The organism is Streptomyces sp. NPDC090025 (assembly GCF_044748125.1).
In the GTDB taxonomy this organism is placed as follows: domain Bacteria; phylum Actinomycetota; class Actinomycetes; order Streptomycetales; family Streptomycetaceae; genus Streptomyces.
The window spans coordinates 149,308-170,247 of sequence record NZ_JBIVFL010000015.1 but is presented as its reverse complement, the minus strand read 5'-3'; the positions used below and the strand labels follow the sequence as shown (position 1 = coordinate 170,247).

Genomic DNA, 20,940 nt, shown 5'->3' with positions numbered 1-20,940 from the left:
GATGGTGGTGATGGTGATCGTGCCGTTCGTCGCGAAGGAGCGCCGCCGTGTCCCAGGCCCCCACCCCGGAATCGGCACCGCCCGCCGCGTCCCGGCCGCCCGCCCGACGCCGGCTGCTGCTCGCCCTCGCGGGCGCCGCCGCCCTCACCCTCGCCCCCACCGGCACCCTCGGGCGCGCCACGGCGGCGCCGTCCGGGCGCGCCCCCGGCGGCCCGCCCACCCCGCCCGCCCCGGGCACCGGCACCCCGGCCGACGCCCGGGTCGACGAGCTCATCGCCCGCCTCACCCTCGACGAGAAGACCGCGCTGCTGCACGGCGCCACCGACCCCGAGAGCCTCGGCCAGGCCGGACACGTGCCCGGCGTGCCCCGGCTCGGCATCCCGCCGCTCCGCCTCGCCGACGGCCCCGCCGGAGTCCGGGTCGGCAAGCCGGCCACCGCGCTGCCCGCGCCCGTGATGCTCGCCGCCGCCTTCGACCCCGGACTCGCCCGCGCGTACGGCCGGGTCATCGGCCACGAGGGCCGCGCACTCGGCCAGGACGTGCTGCTCTCACCGATGGTCAACCTGATCCGCACCCCCTACGCGGGCCGCAACTTCGAGACCTTCGCCGAGGACCCGCTGCTCTCCGCCGACCTGGTCGCCGAGGAGATCCGCGGCATCCAGGCCGAGGGACTGATCGCCACCGTCAAGCACCTCGCCCTCAACAACCAGGAACGCGACCGCACCCTCGTCGACGTCCGGGTCGGCGAACAGACCCTGCACGAGACCGAACTGCGCGGCTTCGAGGCCGCCGTCGACGCGGGCGCGGGCGCCGTCATGGCCGCGTACAACAAGGTCGACGGCGCCCACGCCACCGAGAACCACGCCCTGCTCACCGAGATCCTGCGGGACCGCTGGGGCTTCGAGGGCTGGGTGATGAGCGACTGGGAGGCCGTCCACTCCACCGGGCCCGCGCTCACCGCGGGCTGCGACATGGAGATGCCGGGCGGCGAGCACTACGGCGCGCCGCTGGCCCGTGCCGTGCGGGACGGCCTGGTCACCGAGGCCGCCGTCGACACCGCCGTCCGCCGGATCCTGACCGTACGCGCCCGGTTCGGGCTGCTCGACCAGGCGCCGCCCGCCCGGCCCGCCCGTGACGCCGAGGCCGGGGCCCGGCTCGCCCACCGGGTCGCCGTCGCCGGAGCCACCCTGCTCCGCAACGAGCGCGGCACCCTCCCGCTCGGCGCCCCCGCCGCCCGCGCCCTCGCCGTCATCGGCGCCACCGGCGCGGTCCCGTTCGTCAGCGGCGGCGGCAGCGCCCATGTCGTCCCCGACTCCGCCGTCAGCCCGCTCGACGCGCTGCGCGCCCGCGCCGCGGCCGAGGCCGGAACCGCCGCCTCCGTCACGTACACCCGCGGCGTCGACCCCTACGGCAAGCCGCTCGCCGAGACCGGCGGCCGCCTCGCCCCCGACACCTCGCCCGACGAACTCGACGACCGCACCGTCCCGGCGGGCCGGACCTGGACCCACGAGGCCACCCTCACCACCACCACGGACGACGACTGGAGCTTCTTCGTCCACTACGACGGCGGCGAGCGCCCCACCGTCACCCTCGACGGCACCGAACTCTTCCCGGTCCGCGCGGGCGTCGCCGAGTACTTCGCCGGTGGCCTGCTCGGCCGCGCCCCCGACGGCCTCGCGCTGCGCCGCGCCGACCGCAGGCTGAGCGCGGGCGCCCACCGGCTCACCGTGACCGCGCGCGCCGGGACCGGGCGCCTCCGCTTCCGGCTGCGGGCCACCGACGGCACCACCCGCGCCGCCGACACGGCCGCGGCCGTCGCCGCCGCCCGGGCCGCGCACGACGTGGTCCTCTTCGCCTACGAGGACGCCACCGAGGGCCGCGACCGCACCGGACTCGCGCTGCCCGACGGCCAGGAGGCCCTGATCTCCGCCGTGACCGCCGCCAACCCCCGTACCACCGTGGTCCTCAACACCTCGTCCGCGACCACCATGCCCTGGCTGGAGCGGACCGGCGCCGTGCTCCAGATGTACTACCCGGGCCAGGAGGGCGGGCGGGCCACCGCCGCCGTGCTGTTCGGCGACGCCGACCCCGGCGGCCGGCTCACCCAGACCTTCCCGCGCACCGAGGACGCCCACCCCACCGCCGGTGACCCGCGCCGCTACCCCGGACAGGGCGGTGTGGAGGAGTACTCCGAGGGTGTCCACATCGGCCACCGCTGGTACGACATGCGGGGCGTGGAGCCGCTGTTCCCCTTCGGCCACGGCCTCTCCTACACCACCTTCCGGTACGCGGACCTCACCGCCGTCCCCGCCGCCGACGGACTCCACGTCACCTTCACCGTCGTCAACACCGGGCCCCGCACCGGCATCGAGGTCGCCCAGGTGTACGTCGGGCCCTCGCCGGACCTGACCGCGCTCGGCGTCGACCAGCCGGTCCGGGCCCTCGCCGGATACCGCCGCCTCGAACTCGCGCCCGGCGAACGGCGCCGGGTCACCGTCCCGGTGGCCGCCCGCACCCTCTCCTCCTGGGACCCGGCCCGGCACACCTGGGTGCTCGGCACCGGGCCGCGCGAGGTGCGCGTCGGCGCCTCCTCACGTGCGCTGCCGCTGCGGACCGTGGCCCGGGTGCGGACACCGTGACCGGGTAGGCTGCCCGGGTTCGGTCGCCGACACCCCGGAAGAGGACCCGCCGTGCACGTCCAGGAGTGGCTGGAGACGATCCCCGCGGTCGCCGTCTACGCGCTGGTCGGGGTGGTGATCGGCCTGGAGAGCCTGGGCATCCCGCTCCCCGGCGAGATCGTGCTCGTCAGCTCGGCCCTGCTGGCCTCCCAGCACGGCGAGATCAACCCGTACGTGCTCGGCGCCTGCGCCAGCGCGGGCGCCATCATCGGCGACTCCATCGGCTACGCGATCGGCCGCAAGGGCGGCCGGCCGCTGCTGACGAAGCTGGGCCGGAAGTTCCCCAAGCATTTCAGCGAGGCCAACATCGGCCTGGCCGAGCGGTCCTTCGAGAAGTGGGGCATGTGGGCGGTCTTCTTCGGCCGCTTCGTCGCCCTGCTGCGGATCTTCGCCGGGCCGCTCGCGGGCGTGCTGCGGATGCCGTACTGGAAGTTCCTCATCGCCAACGTCTTCGGCGGCATCCTCTGGGCGGGCGGCACCACCGCCGTCATCTACTCGGTCGGCATCGTCGCCGAGGCATGGCTGAAGCGCTTCTCCTGGCTGGGACTGGTGCTCGCGGTCCTCATCGGCCTGGCGTCGATGCTGATCCTGAAGAACCGCGCGAAGAAGGCCGCCGCCGCGATGCGGGACGAGGAGCAGGGCCAGGCGCCGGACCGGAACCCGTCCCCGGCGGCCCCCGCCCCGGCGGAGTAGCGGGGGCGGGTCCGGGGCCCGGGCCCGGCGGCACGTTCCCGCCAGGCCCGCTCGCCGACTCGGCCGCTCGGCTACTCGGCGAAGGTCTCCGCGTGCGCCTTCGCCAGGTGCAGATACATCTCGGCGTTCAGCCGGATGCCCGCCAGCTCCTCCTCGGTCAGCGGCCGGCGCACCTTCGCGGGCACCCCCGCCACCAGCGAACCCGGCGGCACCTCCATGCCCTGCGGTACGAGGGCCTGCGCGGCGACCAGCGAACCGGCGCCGATCCGGGCGCCGTTCAGGACGGTGGCGCCCATCCCGACCAGGACGTCGTCCTCGATCACACAGCCGTGCACGGTCGCGTTGTGCCCGATCGTCACCCGCGCGCCGATCCTGACCGGGAAACCGGGGTCGACGTGCACCGTGCAGTTGTCCTGGACATTGGCGTCCTCGCCGACCTCGATCGGCCCGCAGTCCGCCCGCAGCACCGCGTGGTACCAGACACTGGCCCGCGGCCCCAGGGTGACGTCGCCGAGCACCACCGAGGTCGGCGCCGTGAAGGCGGTCGGGTCGACGCTCGGCTCCTTGCCGCCCACACCCCTGATCAACGTGCCGGTCACGTCCGTCGCCTCTGCCATCGTTCCGCTCCTGATCTCGTTCGTCGAACCGCTCGTCGAATCGGTCGTCGCGCCTTGCCCGGCAGCCTAGGGCCTGTCTGACAATTCCCGTCGGGTCCGGCCCGCCCGGCACTATCCGACGCGAATTGTCAGACAGGCCCTAGTCGCGGCCCATGACGGACATCACAGCGCACCGCACTGATCAGGCACGACACCGGCCACTACGGTGTCCGGGTGCCCCGGAACCGAAACACGTTCTCCTCGCTGACCGCCTGGCGCCGCCGGGTCGTGGCCCGTGCCCTGCAGGGCGGCTGGCGGCGGATCCAGCAGGCGGGTGCCGTCACCGCCGAACACCCGGGGCGGCTGCGCTTCCGCCGGCTCGGCGCGGGCACCCGGCTGGCGTTCCCGCAGGGCACGGTGTTCGGCGAGGAGTGGATCGAGGTCGGCGCCTGCTGCATCATCGCCGAACAGGTCACCCTGACCGCCGGGATGCTGCCCGGGTACGACCTCGGCGAGGACACCGTCCTCACCCTCGGCGACGGGGTCGTCCTCGGCCGCGGCAGCCACGTCATCGCGGACGCGCCGATCACCATAGGCTCCGACACCTACTGCGGCCCGTACGTCTACATCACGTCCACCAACCACAGTTACGACGACCCCGAGGTGCCGGTCGGACGGCAGTGGCCGCGCTCGGCCCCCGTCGTCATCGGCCCCGGCTGCTGGCTCGGCACCGGCGCCGTGATCCTGCCCGGCGCCCGGCTCGGCCGGAACGTCGTGGTCGCGGCCGGAGCCGTCGTACGGGGCGAGGTCCCCGACCACGCGGTCGTGGCGGGCGCCCCGGCGAAGGTGGTCCGCTCCTACGACCCCGAACGCGGCTGGCAGCCACCGCTGCGCACCCCCGCGCCCCGGCCGATCCCCGAGGGCGTGACGGCCGCACAACTGGCCGCGCTGGCGGCCCTGGAGGACCTGGCGGACCTGGGCGAGCTCGACAAACTCGACGAGCTCGGCACGACGGACCCGTCGGAGAGCCTGGGGCGGGGCGGCCTGGCGGACGCGGAGCGCTGACGGCGCCGCCGCGGGTGCCGGTGCCGGGCGGCGGGACGCGCCGGTACGGGGCCGGTCAGCCGGTCGCCAGCAGCACCGTGCCCACCAGGGCGAGGCCCGCGCCCGCCGCCTGCACCGCCTTCAGGCGTTCCTTGAGGACCACGCGCGCGGCGAGGGCCGTGACCACCGGGTAGAGGCTGGCGAGGACGGCGGCGACGGTGATCGGGCCGCGCTGGGCGGCGATCGCGTAGGTGCCGTTGGCGGCGACGTCCGCGAGGCCGATGAAGGCGAGCGCCGGGAGCGCGGCGCCGACGGCCCGCAGACCGCCGCCGTCCTCGGGGAGCATCGGGCCGCCGCGCCGGACCGAGAGCCACAGCGCGCCGCCGCCGACCACCACATTGGTCACCCGCTGCACGAACAGCGCCAGGAACAGGCCGGTGACCGTGGTGGACGCCTCGGCTATCAGGGCCATCACCGCGCCGAAGCCGAACGCGGCGAGGATGGTGAGCAGCACCGCCCGGCGCCGCACCGGGGCCCCGCGCAGCTCCGGGCCGCCCGCCAGGACCACGCCGACGATCGCGACGGCGATCCCGGCGAACTGCGCGAGCCCCGGGCGGTCGCCGACGAAGAGGCCCACGGCGACCGGGACCACCACGCCGAGCGAGCCGAGCGGCGAGACCACGCCCATCGGGCCGAGCGCGAGGGCGCGGTAGAAGGCGAGCATCGCGGCGGGGCCGATGACACCGGCCGCGACCGCGTACCAGAGCAGCGGACCCGCCTGGTCGAAGGCCCCGGTGGCGAGCACGATCGTGCCGAGGACCACGACGGCGATCGTCTGCGAGACCACGACCACGGTCAGCGCCGGGAAGCGCCGGGTGAGCAGGCCGCCGCCGAAGTCGGCGAGGCCGAAGAGCAGGCTGGTGCTCAGGGCGAGCAGCGCCGTCAGTGCCGTCATCGGGGGTGCCTCGCAGTACAGTGCGGTGAACAATCGGGTGCACCACACGGTAGTACAGCCTGTTGGACCCTGTCATTCAAAATATTGGACGGAACGTGTCGGACCTCGACCAGCTCACCCAGTCCCTCGCCCGGAACCTGAAGCGCTGGCGCAACGAGCGTGGCTTCACCCTGGACGCGCTCGCCGCCCGGGCCGGGGTCAGCCGCGGCATGATCATCCAGATCGAGCAGGCCCGCACCAACCCGAGCGTCGGCACCACGGTGAAGCTCGCCGACGCCCTCGGGGTCTCCATCACCACCCTGCTCGACTACGAGCAGGGCCCGCACGTCCGCCTGGTGCCGCCGGAGCAGGCCGTCCGGATGTGGTCGACCTCCACCGGCAGCAACACCACCCTGCTCGTCGGCACCGAGGCGCGCGGTCCGCTCGAACTGTGGCACTGGACCCTGAAGCCGGGCGACGGCAGCGCCTCCGACCCGCACCCGGACGGCACCACCGAACTGCTCCACGTCTCGGCGGGCACCCTCACCCTCGTCGTGGACGGCGCCGACCACGTCCTGCCGGCCGGCACCGCCGCGGTCTTCGAGAGCAATGTGCCGCACGCCTACCGCAACGACGGCGGGGAGACGGTCGAGATGACGATGGCCGTCTCCATCCCGCCCGTACGCTGACCCCGCCCCGCCCCGCCCCGCCCCGCCCCGCCCGGTTCAGGTCCGGGCCGGGCGGCCGTCGGCCGGTCAGGCCGACAGGCGGGGCAGCTCGATCGCGGGGCAGCGGTCCATCACCATGTCGAGCCCGGCCGCGCGGGTCCGCTCGTACGCCGCCTCGTCGATCACCTCCAGCTGGAACCACACCGCCTTCGCGCCGATCGCCACCGCCTCGTCCGCGACGGCGCCCGCCAGCTCGCTGTTGACGAAGACATCCACCACGTCGACCGGGAACGGGATGTCCGCGAGCGTCGCGTACCCCTGCTCCCCGTGCACGGTCTCCGCCTTCGGGTGCACCGGGACGATCCGCTTCCCGAAGCGCTGCAGGGTGGCCGCCACCCCGTACGCCGCGCGCGTCCGGTTGTTGGACAGGCCCACCACGGCCCAGGTGTCGCCGCTCTCGGTGAGGATCCGGCGTACCGCCTCGGATACGGACCCGGCCCCCGCCGTGCTGGTCTCGACGCTCATCCCACACTGCCTTCCGTGCCTGCTGCGAAACTCGTGGTCATGGGCGTGAACGACGGTCGACGCACGGTCATTCCCGGCGGCGCGACCGGCGTCGGCCCGTCCGGGCCGGTCCGCGCGGGCGCTTAGGCTTGCGGGATGCAGGAGCAGTACCGCACGCTCGCCGCCGAGGGCGTCCACGAATCCGAGATCAACCGCTCGCGCTTCCTCTGCGCGCTGGCGCCCGTCGCCGACGAGCGGGAGGCGCAGGAGTTCGTCGCCCGGATCCGCCGCGAGCACCCCACCGCCACCCACAACTGCTTCGCGTACGTCATCGGCGCCGACGCCTCCGTACAGAAGGCGTCCGACGACGGCGAACCCGGCGGAACCGCGGGCGTGCCCATGCTCCAGATGCTGCTGCGCCGTGAGATGCGTTACGTCGCCGCCGTCGTCACCCGCTACTACGGCGGCGTGAAGCTCGGCGCGGGCGGTCTGATCCGCGCGTACGGCGGCGTGGTCGGCGAGGCCCTGGACGCGCTCGGCACCGTCACCCGGCACCGCTACCGGCTCGCCACCGTCACCGTCGACCACCTGCGGGCCGGGAAACTGCAGAACGACCTGCGGTCCACCGGCCGCTCCGTGCGCGAGGTCCACTACGGGGCCGCCGTCACCATCGAGATCGGGCTGCCGGACGCCGACGTGGCGCAGTTCGAGGGCTGGCTCGCCGACGCCACCGCGGGCACCGCCACCTTCGAACTGGGCGGGGAGGCGTACGGTGACGCCTGACCCGGCCGGTCCCGCCCGACCCGCCCGACCCGCCCGACCCGCCGGTCCCGGCGGGGCGCTCGCCGCCGCTCCCGCCCGCGTTGTCCGACCCCACCGATACCCTCACGGATCATGAGGCTTCTGCACACGTCGGACTGGCACCTGGGCCGGTCCTTCCACCGGGTCGCCCTGCTCGACGCCCAGGCCGCGTTCCTCGACCACCTGGTGGCGACGGTGCGCGAGCGCGCGGTGGACGCGGTGCTCGTGGCCGGTGACGTCTACGACCGGGCCGTGCCCCCGCTCACCGCCGTCGCGCTGTTCGACGCCGCCCTGCACCGGCTCGCCGACGCGGGCGTGCCCACCGTGATGATCTCCGGCAACCACGACTCGGCCCGCCGCCTCGGCGTCGGCGCCGGACTCATCGACCGCTCCGGCATCTTCCTGCGCACCGACCCGGCCGGGGCCGGCACCCCGGTGGTGCTCGCCGACGACCACGGCGCCGTCGCCCTCTACGGCCTGCCCTACCTCGAACCCGCCCTGGTCCGCGACCAGTTCGGCGTCGAGAAGGCCGGACACGAAGCGGTCATCGGGGCCGCCATGGACCGCGTGCGCGCCGACCTCGCCACCCGCCCCGCCGGCACCCGCTCCGTGGTCCTCGCGCACGCCTTCGTCGCCGGTGGCGAAGCCAGCGACAGCGAGCGGGACATCACCGTCGGCGGCGTCGCCGCCGTGCCCGCCGGGGTCTTCGACGGCGTCGACTACGTGGCCCTCGGCCATCTGCACGGCAGCCAGACCCTCACCCCCCGGGTGCGCTACTCCGGCTCCCCGCTCGCCTACTCCTTCTCCGAGACCGACCACCGCAAGACCATGTGGCTGATCGACCTCGGCGCCGACGGTGCCGTCGACGCCGCCGAGCGGATCGACTGCCCGGTGCCCCGGCCGCTCGCCCGGCTCCGCGGCCGGCTCGACGACCTGCTCGCCGATCCGGAGCTGGCCCGTCACGAGGACGCCTGGGTGGAGGCGACCCTCACCGACCCGGTGCGGCCCACCGAGCCGATGGCCCGGCTCACAGGCCGCTTCCCGCACACCCTGCACCTCGTCTTCGACCCCGAGCGCGCCGCCGACGACCCCGACGTCTCGTACGCCTCCCGGCTGCGCGACCGCACCGACCAGCAGATCGCGGAGGACTTCGTGGCCCACGTCCGCGGCGGCGCGGGCCCCGACAGCGCCGAACGGGGCGTCCTGCACGGCGCCTTCGACCACGTCAGGGTCGACAGCGCGGTCCACGAGCGGGAGACGGGCCGATGAGACTCCACCGCCTCGCCGTCACCGCCTTCGGGCCCTTCGGCACCACCCAGGAGATCGACTTCGACGCCCTGTCGTCCGGCGGTCTCTTCCTCCTCCACGGCCCCACCGGCGCCGGGAAGACCTCCGTCCTCGACGCCGTCTGCTTCGCCCTGTACGGGGCGGTCCCGGGCGCCCGGCAGAGCCCCGGCGGCACCCTGCGCAGCGACCACGCCGCCGCCGGCACGTACACCGAGGTCACCCTCGACCTCACCGTCGGCGACCGGCGCCTGGAGATCACCCGCCGCCCCGCGCAGGCCCGCCCCAAGAAGCGCGGCGGCGGCTTCACCACCGAGAAGGCCCAGAGCTGGCTGCGCGCCCATGACCCCGAGACCGGTGACTGGCAGGCCCTCAGCCGCTCCCACCAGGAGATCGGTGAGGAGATCACCCAGCTGCTCGGCATGAGCCGGGACCAGTTCTGCCAGGTGGTGCTGCTGCCCCAGGGCGACTTCGCGCGCTTCCTGCGGGCCGACGCCGAGGCCCGCGGCCGGCTCCTCGGCCGTCTCTTCGACACCCGCCGCTTCGCCGCCGTCGAGGACCGCCTCGCCGAACTGCGCAAGACCGCCGAGCGCGAGGTCGGCGCGGGCGACGAACGGCTCCTCGCCCTCGCCCACCGGATGGCCCAGGCCGCCGGACCCGGCTCCGCCGCCACCGCCATCGAGGAGCGCCCCGGCGAACCAGGCGTCGCCGAGGCCGTGCAGACCCGCGCCGCCCTGGCCCGCAGCGAGGCCCGCGAGACCCTCGACATCGCCCGGCTCAAGTCCGCCGCCGCCGAGCGCCGCCAGGCCGCCGCGCGCGCCGCCCTCGACACCGCCCGCGAGCTCGCCGACCGGCAGGCCCGGCACGCCGACGCGCTGCGCCGCCAGGACGAGCTGACCGCCCGCCGCCCCGAGCGCGACCGCTGCCAGAGCGCCCTCGACCGCTCTCTGAAGGCCGACCGGGTCGCCCCCGCGCTCGCCCTGCGGGAGCACGCCGACCGCACCCACCGGGGCGCGGGCGCCGCCCGCGACCGGGCCCGCGCCCAGCTGCACCCGGAGCTCACCGAGGCGAGCGCCGAGCACCTCTCCACCGTCGAGCGGCGGCTGCGGGCCGAGCTCGGCGGGCTCGACGCGGCCCGTCGCGCCGAGCGGCGCAGCGCCGAACTCGCCACCGAGCGGGCCGCCCTGGACCGCGACGCCCGCGACGACGAGGACTTCCTGGTCGACGCCGCCGCCTGGCTGGCGGGCTGGGAACCGCGCCGCGCCGAGCTGATCCGGCACGTCGAGGCCGCCCAGGACGCCACCGCCCGCGCCGAACAGCTCGCGGGCCGCCTCGAACCGCTCCGCCGCAGGCTCGCCGCCGCCCGCCGCCGCGACGACCTGGCCGCCGCCCTCACCGAGGCCCGCGAGCGGCTGACCCGGGCCCGCGAGCGGCGCAACGACGCCCATGAGCACTGGCTCGACGTCAAGTCCCGGCGGCTGCGCGGCATCGCGGCCGAGCTCGCCGCCGCCCTCACGCCCGGCGCCCCCTGCCAGGTCTGCGGCTCCGCCGAGCACCCCGCTCCGGCCGTCGCCACCGCCGACCATGTCGACAAGGCCGCCGAGGACACCGCCTACGCCGCCTACACCCGCGCTGACGAGGCCCGTACCGGAGCCGAGACCGCCGTCGCCGCCACCACCGAGGCATGGGAGGCCGCCCGCGCCGAGGCCCGCGCCGCCGACCCCGCCGACCCGGCGGACCCGGCGGGCGGCTCCGCGCTCCCGGCCGGACCGGACGGACCGGCCGTCGAGCCCGCCGTCGCCGAACTCACCGCGCGCGCCGCCGAACTGACCCGCGCGCACGCCGAGGCGCACGCGCTGGCCGCCCAGACACACGCGGCCCGGGAGGCCCTGGCCCGGGCCGAACGCGAGCACGAGGAACGCGAGGGCGCCCGGCGCGACGCCGAGCGGCGGGTCGCGGCCAGGACCTCCCGGCGCGAAGCCCTCGACCAGCAGCGGACGGCTCTGGAGGACGAACTCGCCGCCGTCCGGGGCGAGTCCGGCAGCGTCGCCGCGCACGCCGGTCTCCTGGAGCGGCGGATCGCCCTGCTCACCGACGCCGCCGAGACCGTACGGGCCGCGGAGAGCGCCGCCGTCGCCCTCAAGGAGGCCGACGACCGGCTCGCCGACGCCGCCTTCAAGGCCGGGTTCGACACCCCCGCCGAGGCCGCCGCCGCGCTGCTCGACGAACCCGCCAGGGTCGGGCTCCAGCGCCGTGTCGACGCCTGGCAGGCGGAGGCCGCCGTCCTCGCCGACCGGCTCGCGGACCCGGCCACCACGGCCGCCGCCGCGCTGCCGCCCGCCGACATCACCGCCGCCACCGCCGAACACACCGCCGCCGAACGCGCGTCGCGCGAGTCCGGGGCCGCGCTCGCCGCCGTACGCGAGCGCTGCGAGGCCCTGGACCGGCTGTCCCGGCAGGCCGACCAGGAGGTGCGCGGGCTCGGCCCGGTCCGCGCGGACCACGAGCGGGTGGCCCGGCTCGCCGCGCTCACCGCCGGTACGTCGGCGGAGAACGAGCGCAAGATGCGCCTGGAGTCCTACGTCCTCGCCGCCCGGCTCGAACAGGTCGCAGCGGCGGCCACCGCCCGGCTCCAGCGGATGTCCGCCGGGCGCTACACCCTGGTCCACTCCGACGTCCGCAGCGGCGGCCGCCGGGCCGGACTCGGCCTGCACGTGGTCGACGCCTGGACCGGCAACGAGCGGGACACCGCCACCCTCTCCGGCGGCGAGACCTTCTTCGCGTCCCTCGCGCTCGCCCTCGGCCTCGCCGATGTCGTCACCGACGAGGCGGGCGGGGTCAGACTCGACACCCTCTTCATCGACGAGGGCTTCGGCAGCCTCGACGACCAGACCCTCGACGAGGTCCTCGACGTCCTGGACTCGCTGCGTGAGCGGGACCGCAGCGTCGGCATCGTCAGCCACGTCGGCGACCTGCGCCGCCGCATCCCCACCCAACTGGAGGTCGTCAAGGCCCGGCACGGCTCGGCCGTGCGGCTGCGCACCGGCGGCGACGCGCTCGGCGGCTGACCCGCCGGGCCGGCCGGGCCCGTCCGGCCGGGCGGCTTCCGGGGCTCAGCGGCCGATGGCGCGGCGGGGGAGCGGCGAGGAGTAGACGACGCTGGTGGTCACCGAGCCGAGCGCGCCAACCTTTCCGGCGATCTCCTCCAGGTGCCGCATCGACCGGGCGGCGACCTTCAGGACGAAGCAGTCGTCGCCGGTGACGTGGTGCGCCTCCAGGACCTCGGGGGTGGTGGCGATCAGGTCGTGGAACGGCTTGTAGTTGCCGTTCGGGTAGCGCAGCCGGACGAAGGCGAGGATCGGCAGGCCGAGCCGTTCCTGGTCGACGACCGCCGTGTATCCGGCGATCACCCCGGCCTCCTCCAGGCGCCGCACCCGCTCGGTCACCGCCGACGGGGACATGGAGACGGCGCGGGCCAGCTCGGCGAAGCTGGCCCGGCCCTGGGACTGCAGGGCGTCGAGGATCCGCCAGTCGGTGGCGTCCGGGGTGTATCCGCTGGTCATGGGCGTGACCTTGCAGGGAAAACCCCGGGAGTTCAAGCCCTCCCGGGGTATCTCACACCGCGCTCGCCCGGCAGCCGGGAGAACTCGCCCTACAGCCGGGAGATCTCGTCCACCAGGTCGTCGAGCCCCAGCGGTCCCTGCGAGAGCGCCGCCATGTGCCACGCCTTCGCGTCGAACCCGTCGCCGTGCCGGGCCCGCGCGTTCGCCCGGCCGGTCAGCCAGGCCCGCTCGCCCAGCTTGTAGCCGATCGCCTGGGCGGGCACCGACAGATAGCGGGTCATCTCGCTCTCCACGAACGACGGCGGGCGGCTGCTGTGCCGCTGGAAGAACTCCTGGGCCAGCTCCGGCGTCCACCGCTCGCCCGGGTGGAACGGCGACTCCGCCGGGATCTCCAGGCCCAGGTGCATGCCGATGTCCACGATCACCCGGCAGGCCCGCATCATCTGGCCGTCCAGATACCCGAGCCGCCGCTCCGCGTCGCCCAGGTAGCCCAGCTCGTCCATCAGCCGCTCCGCGTACAGCGCCCAGCCCTCGGTGTTGGCGCTGACCTTGCCGATCGTCGCCTGGTAGCGGGAGAGCCGGTCGGCGACGTGCGCCCACTGGGCGATCTGCAGATGATGGCCGGGGACGCCCTCGTGGTACCAGGTCGACACCAGGTCGTACACCGGGAACCGGGTCTGTCCGTCCACCGGCAGCCAGGTGCGTCCCGGCCGCGAGAAGTCCTCCGAGGGGCCGGTGTAGTACGGGGCGGCGGCGCCGCCCGGCGGGGCGATCCGGGACTCCACCCGGCGCACCCGCTCGGCGAGTTCGAAGTGGGTGCCGTCCAGGGCGGTGATCGCCTCGTCCATCAGGCCCTGCAGCCAGTCCCGTACCGCGTCCACGCCCTCGATGTGGGTGCCGTGCTCGTCGAGGTGGGCCAGCGCCTCCCAGGGGTCGGAGCCCGGCAGGATCCGGTCCGCCTCGTGCCGCATCTCCCCGAGCAGCCGGTGGAACTCCGACCAGCCGTACGCGTACGCCTGGTCCAGGTCCAGATCGGTGCCGTTGAAGAAGCGCGCCCAGCGCCGGTAGCGCTCGCGGCCCACCGTGTCGGGGGCGTCGGCGACCGCGGCGCCGTACACCTCGCGCATCCAGTCCCGCAGTTCGACCACGGCCAGGTCGGCGGCGTCGCCCGCCTTCGCGAGCTCGGCCCGCAGCGCCTCCGGCACCCCGGCGACGCCCTCGGCCCCGGCGGCGAGCCCGGCGAACCAGCCCCGGTCCGTGCCGTCGGGCCCGGCGCCGCCCGCGACCGCCCAGTCGGTCAGCTGCCCGACGAAGGTGGCGGTGGCCCGGGGGCCGCCCCGCATCCCCCGTTCGAGGCCGAGCGCGAGCGAGGCGCGGTAGCCCTCCAGGGCGGCGGGGACCGCGCGGAGCCGGGCGGCGATCGCGGCCCAGTCCTCCTGGGTGGCGGTCGGCAGCATGGTGAAGGAGATCCGCACGCTGTGCGCGGGCGAGCGGAGATTGCTCACCACGCACAGGCCCTCGCCCGCTTCGTGCACCAGGAGTTGGGCGGTCAGCCGCTCCCGCAGCAGCCGGGCGCAGCGCCGTTCCGCCTCGCTGTCGGCGCCGGGCTCCCGCTCGGCCGCGTCGAGCAGCGCCAGGGTCCGCCGGGCGAGCTCCGCGACCGCCTCCTGGCCCGCGGGGGAGAAGTCGGGAAGGCGGCCGGCGCTCTCTCGGACTCCCAGGAACGTGCCGGTGATCGGGTCGAGTCGGATGAGTTCGTCGACATAGGCGTCGGCGATCTGGCGGGGGAGCGCGGGGCTGGAAGTCTCTGGCATGGGTCTCATCCTGACCCGTGCACGGGTCCCGCGTCACCCTCGGCCGGACGCGCGCGGCTGACAACCGAGCGCCGGAGGACGGCGCGAGGAGGGGACCGGGCACGCTCTCGCGAGGGTCCGGCGGGGGCGGTGGGCGGGCCGTTCCGCGCGCGGAACGCGCGGTGTCCGGGGCCGGACGCCGCAGGTCGGCGGGGCCGGTGACGGTGCCGGGCGCCGGACCGGGGCCGGATCCCGGTGGGCGGAGCGGGGCGCGGGGCCCGTCCGGCGCCGGACCCGGGCCAGGAACGGGACGACGGGTTCGCGCCGGTGCGTCCGCACCCCGGCGCGGAGCGACGCCTCATGTACTCGGCCGAGTTTGGCCGGATCCAGCCGTAGTCGGTGACCGGTGATCACGCGGGTGCGGCGGCGCCGGGCGGGCCGGTCCCGACAGGTGGGGACGCCCGCCCCCGCCCCGGCGGCGCGCTCCCGGCAGGTGGCCGGGGCGGGGGTGGCGGGCCGGTACGCGACCGGCGGGGAATGAGCGGACCGCCCCTGTCCCCGCCGACGGATCCGGCCAGTGGCCGAACTTCGTGGGTCGATTTCCCGCTACCCGCCGGTATCCGTCCGGACACGACCTAGGAACGGCCGGTGGTGGCGGTGGCCTGGCTGCCGCTGAGGCGGGCGGTGATGACCAGGGTGCCCTCCTCGATCTGGTAGTCGAGCGGCAGGTTCAGGGCGCGCATCGCGGCCACCATGCCGGTGTTGGAGGACTGGGTCACCGCGTAGACGCTCGCGCAGCCCGCTTCCTCGGCGAGCGCCACCAGGCGGCCGAGGAGTTCCGAGCCGATGCCGCGGCGCTGCCAGTCGTCCTCGACGAGCAGCGCGACCTCGGTCTCGTCGCCGTCCCACAGCAGGTGTCCGAGCGCGACCACCCGGCCGGACGTGGTCTGTACGGCGAGCGTACGGCCGAACCGCGGGCTGAGCAGATGGTCGAGGTAGCGGTCCGCGTCGCCGACCGGGCCGTGGTAGCGCAGCGCCAGGGTGCGGTCCGAGCAGCGGTCGTGCAGGGCGCGGGCGGCCCGCAGGTCGCGCTGGTCGGCGCGGCGGACGGTGATCTCGTTGCCCTCGGGCAGGGTGAGCACGTCACGGCCGTGCGGGACCCGGGGGCCGAGCCGGGCGTCGAGCTCGACCAGCGCGCGGGCCCGGGCGAACTCGGTCGGGGTGAACGGCAGATAGGGCCGCTCGATGACCAGCGTCCCGCCGTTCGGGTCGCGCAGCCGCATCTCGGTCTCCTCCAGGACGCCCTCCACCGGGGCGACCGGACCGGTGGGGCGGCCGGTGAGCGAGACCGGCGGCACCGAGCGCAGGGTGCAGCGGCCGAGCAGCTGGCGCAGCGCGAGCGGGAGTTCGGCGGCGTCGAGCGCGGTGCGGGTGGCCAGACCCAGCACCCGGGTGGGGGTGTCGACGAGGTCGTGGGCGTCGGCCCGCTCGGTCCAGGTGTCGGTGCCGCCCGCCTCGGCGATGGCGTCGGTCAGCAGGTCCGAGCCGAGCCCGGCGGGGGCGCGCAGCAGGAACTCGTCGACCGTGCCGGCGGCGAGCGGGTGGGTCTGCAGGGTCAGGATGTCGACCCCGTGCCGGGCGAGCACCGCGCACACCGCCGCCAGGCTGCCGGGCGCGTCGGCGACCGTGGTCCGCAGCCGCCACAGCGCCGTGCCGGTGGCCTCCGCCACGGGGGCGGAGGCATCGGCCGGCCGCTGGTCCCGCGGCAGCGGGGCGCCCGGCCCGCTGCCGCCGGGATCGGCGGGTGGTGCGTGACTGTGCCTGCGGGCCCACCAGGTGTGGAACGCGGCCGTGGCGACCAGGGCGATCGCCGAGAACACGAGCAGGTACGGGCCGTCGGGGCCCTTGGCGACGGCCTTGGCGATCGAATCGGCCACCACCACGGCGGTGAACAGGGCGGCGAGCTCGATCACGTCGTGCCGCCAGTGGTGGGTGCCGCGAGTGGTCCGGGTGCGCGTCTTGTCCGTCATGACCTCACTGTGACCCAGTGGTGTTGCGTGATCACGAACGCCTTGTGTCTGACGGGTTAAGCGCCGATCTGGGGGTTTAACTTCCGATTTCGACCGGTTGTGCTGCCGTCTGATCGACCCCCTGACCGAGTGCGACCGCGAGCCGCCGCGCCTGCGTCACCAGCCGGCTCGTACCGCCCCGCGCCGCGAGCACGGCGAGACCCGGTATCTCCCGCTGCCCGGCAGCCGCCGACGGCGCGCCCGCCCGCTCCACGCACTCGGCCGCCACCGCCAGCAGCTCCCCGGCCCCGTGCACCGGCCGGTCACCGCCGATCAGCGACGGAAGCAGCGCGAGCAGCACCCCGCGCACCGTCCCGTACGCCCCGGTCGCCGCCGCCGTACGCAGCGCGTCCGCCAGCCGGTTCGGCTTCGCCATCCCCTCCGCCGTCAGCTCCGCGAGCCGCGCACCCAGCAGCGCCGGATCGAGGTCGCCACGGGCCGCGAGCACGAGCAGCGCGTCCACCGCCGTCAGCCGGTCCTCCGCGTGCCGGCAGCCGAGCCCGACCGCGACCGCCAGATGGAACGCGGGCCCCGCCGCCCCCTCCGCCTCGGCCAGCGCGGTGAGCCCTTCGGCCGCACCCCGCAGCTCCCACTCCGCCGCCGCACCCAGCGGCGGCAGCAGCCAGGCCGCCAGCGCCTCCCGGTCGTCCGGCAGGATCCCCGGCCACAGCGGCCGCAGCCCCGACCAGTGGTACGGGTTACAGCCGGGCGACGACTCCGCCGGTGCCCCGCCCAGCCACTGGAAGACCGGCGGGAACTCGTCCCGGATCGCCCGGCGCTCCCGGACCGCGAGCACCAGCCGCTCCGCGAACCACCGCCGCCCCTCCGTCCGTTCCCCCCGCGTCCCGCTGGTGGCCCGCAGCCGCAGGCCCGGCGCCAGCGACTCCGGCTCCGTCAGCCACGCGGCGAGCCGCGCACCCGCCCGGGTGCCGAGCGCCGCCGCCTCCCCGGCCACCCGGGCCGCCAGCGGATCGGCCTTGCGCACCCGCAGCAGCGCCTGCGCCAGATCCACCGGCAGCGGCTCGACGCCGCCGTCCCGGTACGCCCGCAGCCGCTCCACCAGCACCACCGGATCCACCGAACCGGTGTGATGGGTCGGCGTGGCGAGCAGGAACGGCACCGGCCCCGCCGTCGCGAGCAGCCACGCCACCTCCCACACCCGGGTGTCCACCACCCTGGCCAGCACCTCGTGGGCGCACCGGGCCGTCCCGCGCGGCCGCCTGCGGGCCAGATCGAGCGTGGAAACCCCCACCTCGCCCGCGAGCGCCGCGAGCACGGTCATCAGCCCGCGCGAACCGCTCCGCACATGCTCCCCGCCGACGAACCCGTGCCACTGGCCGAACATCTCCCGCACCCGCGCCGTCAGTACCTCCCGGTCCCGGTGGGCGTGCCGCACCACCCCGTCGAGGGCCCGCTCGAAGTCCACCGGCGCGTCGTACGGATGGCGCGCCAGGACGATCAGCTCCTCCATCAGCTCGGGCACCGTACGGGCGGGCGCCGCCACCGGACGGCGCTCCGGCACCGGCGGCAGCACCTCCTCGTACGCCACCGGGAGCCCGGCCACGGACCCGCCGAACAGCTCCGCCGCGGCCGCCCGGTGCACCGGGCTCAACAGCTCGGCGGCGCCCGCCAGTTCCGCACGCACCGCCTCCGGCACCCGGGCCAGATACCGGCCCACCAGGGCGAGCGCCCGCTGCTGGATCGCCGTGTCCTCGTGCCCGAAGGCGTCCGTGACCACCGGAAGCAGCTCGGCCGCCTGGCCGGGATCCCGCCGCAGCACCTTGCCGAGCAGCGTCAACTGCGCCCGCACCAGCTTCTTCTCCGGCCGGAACAGCACCGCCCCGGACAGCTCCGCCAGCTCGGCCACCGCGAGCCCGCCGTCGAGCGCCAGGCCCGTCAGGATCTCCTGCGCGTGCGCCGCCACCGGCGACGGCGCGTCCGCCGCCATCCCCAGCCAGTCGGGGATCCGCGCCCGCCGCTCCTCGCCGGTCGTGGCGAGGGCCTGCAACACGGCCAGCGGGAACCGCAGATCGCGCGCCCGGCCGCCGCGCAGCAGCCGGGACACACAGCAGTCGACCAGCGCCGCCCGGTCGAGCACCCGCTCCTCGGCCAGGGCCCGCAGCGCGGAGGGCCAGTGCCCCGGGTCGTCCGCCGCCGTCGTCCAGCTCAGCCGGGCGGGCGCCTCGGTGAGGGCCAGCACGAGCGGCAGCAGGACCGGCGTCTGCGGATCGGCGCGCAGCGCCGCGAGCAGCTCCCGCTCCGGCAGTGCCTCGGTCCAGCCCCGCAGATACGGCTCCGCGGTCGGCACGGCGGCGCCCGAGCGGACCACGAGGGCGTGCACCAGCCGGTACTGGTCCTGCGCCACCTGCCGCTCGGCGAGCCGCCCCGCCACGTCCGCCAGCCACCCGGACGGACGGCCGTCGAGGACCTCCAGGACCCCGTCCACGGCCTGGCCCGTCCAGCCGGTCAGATCGCGCGCACCGATCCAGGCCGCCGCCGCTGCCGCCCCCGGCAGACAGCCGGCCCCCGCCACCCGCAGCGCCTCCCGGGCGTGCATCTGGTCGTGCCAGCGCTCCCAGCCCCAGCCCCGCACCTCGCTCCGCAGCTCCTTCAGAAGCGGCAGGGCCGCCTTGCGGGCCGCCGCGTCCAGCGGCGCGAGCAGCCCGGGCACCCGGTCGTGCCGCCCCGCGCGGACCGCCGCCAGCAACTCCGCGACCGCCGCCTCCACCACCGTGTCCACGGCCGTGCCCTCCGCCGTCATCCCGCTGTCCGCCGTCCCCGTCGTCCCCGTCGTCCCCGTCGGCCCCGTCGGCGTCGTCGGCGTCGTCATCGGGTCACCCCCGTCGTCTCGAACCCCGCCTCGAACCCCGCCCCGGCCGGTGCCGCGGCGTCCGTCGCGCCACGCCGGCGCATCCGTACCGCGAGCGCGTGCTTGCACGGGCCGCGCCGCCCCTGGTAGTCCGCCCACCACGCGCACGTACAGCTCAGCCGCCCGTCCGCCGACTCCCGCACCTGATAGCGCCGGTCGCCCGACAGCACCGAGGCCAGCGCCCCGTCCACGGTCACCGCGCCGGCCGCGAGCAGCGCCCGGGCGGCCAGCAGCCGGGGGTTGTGCCGCTCGGCGCGCTCCGCGTCATAGGGCAGCTCGCGGTGGAAGTAGGCCGCCTCCGCCACGTCGTAGCCCACCTGCCCGGCCGTGCCGAGCCGGGTCAGCGCCGCCCGCACCCGCTCGACGGTCAGCCCGGCCCGCCCGGCGAGCTCCGCCGGATCGATCCGCGGCTCCCAGGACAGCAGCACCGACACCAGCTCCGCGTCCCGCTCCGCCTCGTCGGTGGCCAGCGCCTCCAGGACCCCGCCCTCGCCGGAGAACCCGCGCGCCGGATCGGGCGACAGGGTCAGCGTCAGCCGCATCCCCGGCAGCACCACCTCCCAGGCGCTCGCTGCCGCCGCGCCGTCCGGCACCGGCCCGTACACCCGCAGTGCCGTCGCGAAGCGCAGCACCCGCTCCAGGGCCACCAGCCGGTCGGGTCCGGCCAGACAGACCGCGCCCGGCACCGGGCGGGTCGTCGGCCGCAGCGTCCGCCCCGACGGGACCACCCACAGCGGGCCCCGGCCACGCCCGGGGGAGCGCGGCAGCGACCGCAGGAAACGCACCGCCTCCGCCCCGGTCAGCTCGGCCCGCAGATCGAAACCGGCGGACGCCACCTGGGACTCGGCGAAGCCGCGCAGCCAGCGCTGCGGCAGCGGCACCTTCTTCTCCACCACCGCGCCCGCCATCGTGGTGACGGCCAACTCCTCGGGACCGACCCGCAGATGAAGCGGATCGTCCCCGGTGAGCCGGGAAAGCGCCTCCCGCAGCGGGTTGTTCACATCCACGTTCGTCGTACCGTGCCCGGTCTCCGCCCCGTCGAGACCCGCGCTCAGCACATCGAGGCGCGCGTACACCCCGCCGCAGCCCGAGAAGGACTCGAAGCGCAGCCGGTCGCCGTTCCCGGTCACCACCGGGTCCAGCGAACCCGGTCTGATCCGCTGGTGGTAGCGGGCCGCGGCCACGTCGGCCACCGCCAGCAGACCCCGCGCGCCGATCTGCGGCGAGGTGAGGAACCCGGAGAAGAACCGGGGCCGGGCCACCGCGCCCCGAGGGGTGCGGCCGCCGGAGGTCTCCAGGCCGAGCAGCCGCCCCGAGCCCGATGGCTGGAGGGCGGACGGGCATGCGTAGGCCAGCGCCTGTACGGATCGCGTCATGGGAAAAACGCTAGGCCCCGGCACTGACAACGGGCCCGGAGCGGCCTCGCACGCCCGCCCCGGACCCG

Annotated in this window: 15 protein-coding genes; 7 read left to right on the top strand and 8 right to left on the bottom strand. The window is 75.9% G+C overall.

Translation table 11 applies throughout. From position 1 onward, the window contains the following. Positions 1 to 47: 47 nt before the first annotated feature. Both ACIPXM_RS28945 and ACIPXM_RS28940 read left to right on the top strand, forming a co-directional pair. A complete protein-coding gene (locus tag ACIPXM_RS28945) occupies positions 48 to 2,639 on the top strand; it encodes a beta-glucosidase (RefSeq protein ID WP_401661317.1) in 2,592 nt (863 codons plus the stop codon). A 51-nt stretch (positions 2,640 to 2,690) separates the two neighbouring features. Next, on the top strand, positions 2,691 to 3,371 hold the full coding sequence (locus ACIPXM_RS28940) for a DedA family protein (RefSeq protein WP_401661315.1): 681 nt from the start codon (positions 2,691 to 2,693) through the stop codon (positions 3,369 to 3,371). A gap of 71 nt (positions 3,372 to 3,442) precedes the next feature. Here ACIPXM_RS28940 and ACIPXM_RS28935 read toward each other — a convergent pair whose 3' ends face one another. Beyond that, complete coding sequence (locus ACIPXM_RS28935; RefSeq protein ID WP_401661313.1) at positions 3,443 to 3,988, bottom strand: gamma carbonic anhydrase family protein; 546 nt, start codon at positions 3,986 to 3,988, stop codon at positions 3,443 to 3,445. Positions 3,989 to 4,201: 213 nt separating this feature from the next. On the opposite strand from ACIPXM_RS28935, the gene ACIPXM_RS28930 reads away from it, so the two are divergent. Next, the gene (locus tag ACIPXM_RS28930) at positions 4,202 to 5,032 is read left to right on the top strand and encodes an acyltransferase (RefSeq protein ID WP_401661310.1); all 831 of its coding nucleotides are present in this window, start codon (positions 4,202 to 4,204) and stop codon (positions 5,030 to 5,032) included. A 55-nt stretch (positions 5,033 to 5,087) separates the two neighbouring features. On the opposite strand, the gene ACIPXM_RS28925 is transcribed toward ACIPXM_RS28930, so the two are convergent. Further along, a complete protein-coding gene (locus ACIPXM_RS28925; protein WP_401661447.1) occupies positions 5,088 to 5,957 on the bottom strand; it encodes an EamA family transporter in 870 nt (289 codons plus the stop codon). 104 nt (positions 5,958 to 6,061) lie between these two features. Here ACIPXM_RS28925 and ACIPXM_RS28920 point away from each other — a divergent pair, with 104 nt between their 5' ends. Continuing rightward, complete coding sequence (locus tag ACIPXM_RS28920; RefSeq protein ID WP_401661307.1) at positions 6,062 to 6,634, top strand: helix-turn-helix domain-containing protein; 573 nt, start codon at positions 6,062 to 6,064, stop codon at positions 6,632 to 6,634. Positions 6,635 to 6,700: 66 nt separating this feature from the next. Here ACIPXM_RS28920 and ACIPXM_RS28915 read toward each other — a convergent pair whose 3' ends face one another. Next, positions 6,701 to 7,138 (bottom strand): CoA-binding protein, encoded by a 438-nt coding sequence (locus ACIPXM_RS28915; RefSeq protein ID WP_401661305.1) that lies wholly within the window; start codon positions 7,136 to 7,138, stop codon positions 6,701 to 6,703. A gap of 135 nt (positions 7,139 to 7,273) precedes the next feature. Here ACIPXM_RS28915 and ACIPXM_RS28910 point away from each other — a divergent pair, with 135 nt between their 5' ends. The 3 genes from ACIPXM_RS28910 to ACIPXM_RS28900 all read left to right on the top strand — a co-directional run bounded on the left by ACIPXM_RS28910 (position 7,274) and on the right by ACIPXM_RS28900 (position 12,270). Continuing rightward, a complete protein-coding gene (locus ACIPXM_RS28910) occupies positions 7,274 to 7,900 on the top strand; it encodes a YigZ family protein (RefSeq protein ID WP_401661302.1) in 627 nt (208 codons plus the stop codon). A gap of 111 nt (positions 7,901 to 8,011) precedes the next feature. After that, entirely contained in the window at positions 8,012 to 9,187 is a 1,176-nt protein-coding gene (locus tag ACIPXM_RS28905) for an exonuclease SbcCD subunit D (protein ID WP_401661299.1), read from the top strand. Further along, complete coding sequence (locus ACIPXM_RS28900; RefSeq protein WP_401661297.1) at positions 9,184 to 12,270, top strand: AAA family ATPase; 3,087 nt, start codon at positions 9,184 to 9,186, stop codon at positions 12,268 to 12,270. Before ACIPXM_RS28905 ends, ACIPXM_RS28900 begins: the two co-directional genes overlap by 4 nt. A 45-nt stretch (positions 12,271 to 12,315) precedes the next feature. On the opposite strand, the gene ACIPXM_RS28895 is transcribed toward ACIPXM_RS28900, so the two are convergent. From ACIPXM_RS28895 to ACIPXM_RS28875, 5 genes are all read right to left on the bottom strand, one after another. Further along, the gene (locus ACIPXM_RS28895) at positions 12,316 to 12,765 is read right to left on the bottom strand and encodes an Lrp/AsnC family transcriptional regulator (protein ID WP_401661294.1); all 450 of its coding nucleotides are present in this window, start codon (positions 12,763 to 12,765) and stop codon (positions 12,316 to 12,318) included. Between the two features lie 89 nt (positions 12,766 to 12,854). After that, positions 12,855 to 14,579 (bottom strand): DUF885 domain-containing protein, encoded by a 1,725-nt coding sequence (locus ACIPXM_RS28890; RefSeq protein ID WP_401661291.1) that lies wholly within the window; start codon positions 14,577 to 14,579, stop codon positions 12,855 to 12,857. Between the two features lie 614 nt (positions 14,580 to 15,193). Then, entirely contained in the window at positions 15,194 to 16,588 is a 1,395-nt protein-coding gene (locus ACIPXM_RS28885) for a GNAT family N-acetyltransferase (RefSeq protein WP_401661289.1), read from the bottom strand. Positions 16,589 to 16,664: 76 nt separating this feature from the next. Next, entirely contained in the window at positions 16,665 to 19,457 is a 2,793-nt protein-coding gene (locus ACIPXM_RS28880) for a DUF6493 family protein (RefSeq protein ID WP_401661287.1), read from the bottom strand. Beyond that, complete coding sequence (locus tag ACIPXM_RS28875; RefSeq protein ID WP_401661285.1) at positions 19,454 to 20,872, bottom strand: SWIM zinc finger family protein; 1,419 nt, start codon at positions 20,870 to 20,872, stop codon at positions 19,454 to 19,456. The genes ACIPXM_RS28880 and ACIPXM_RS28875 overlap by 4 nt, the downstream gene beginning before the upstream one ends. Between the last annotated feature and the right edge of the window lie 68 nt (positions 20,873 to 20,940).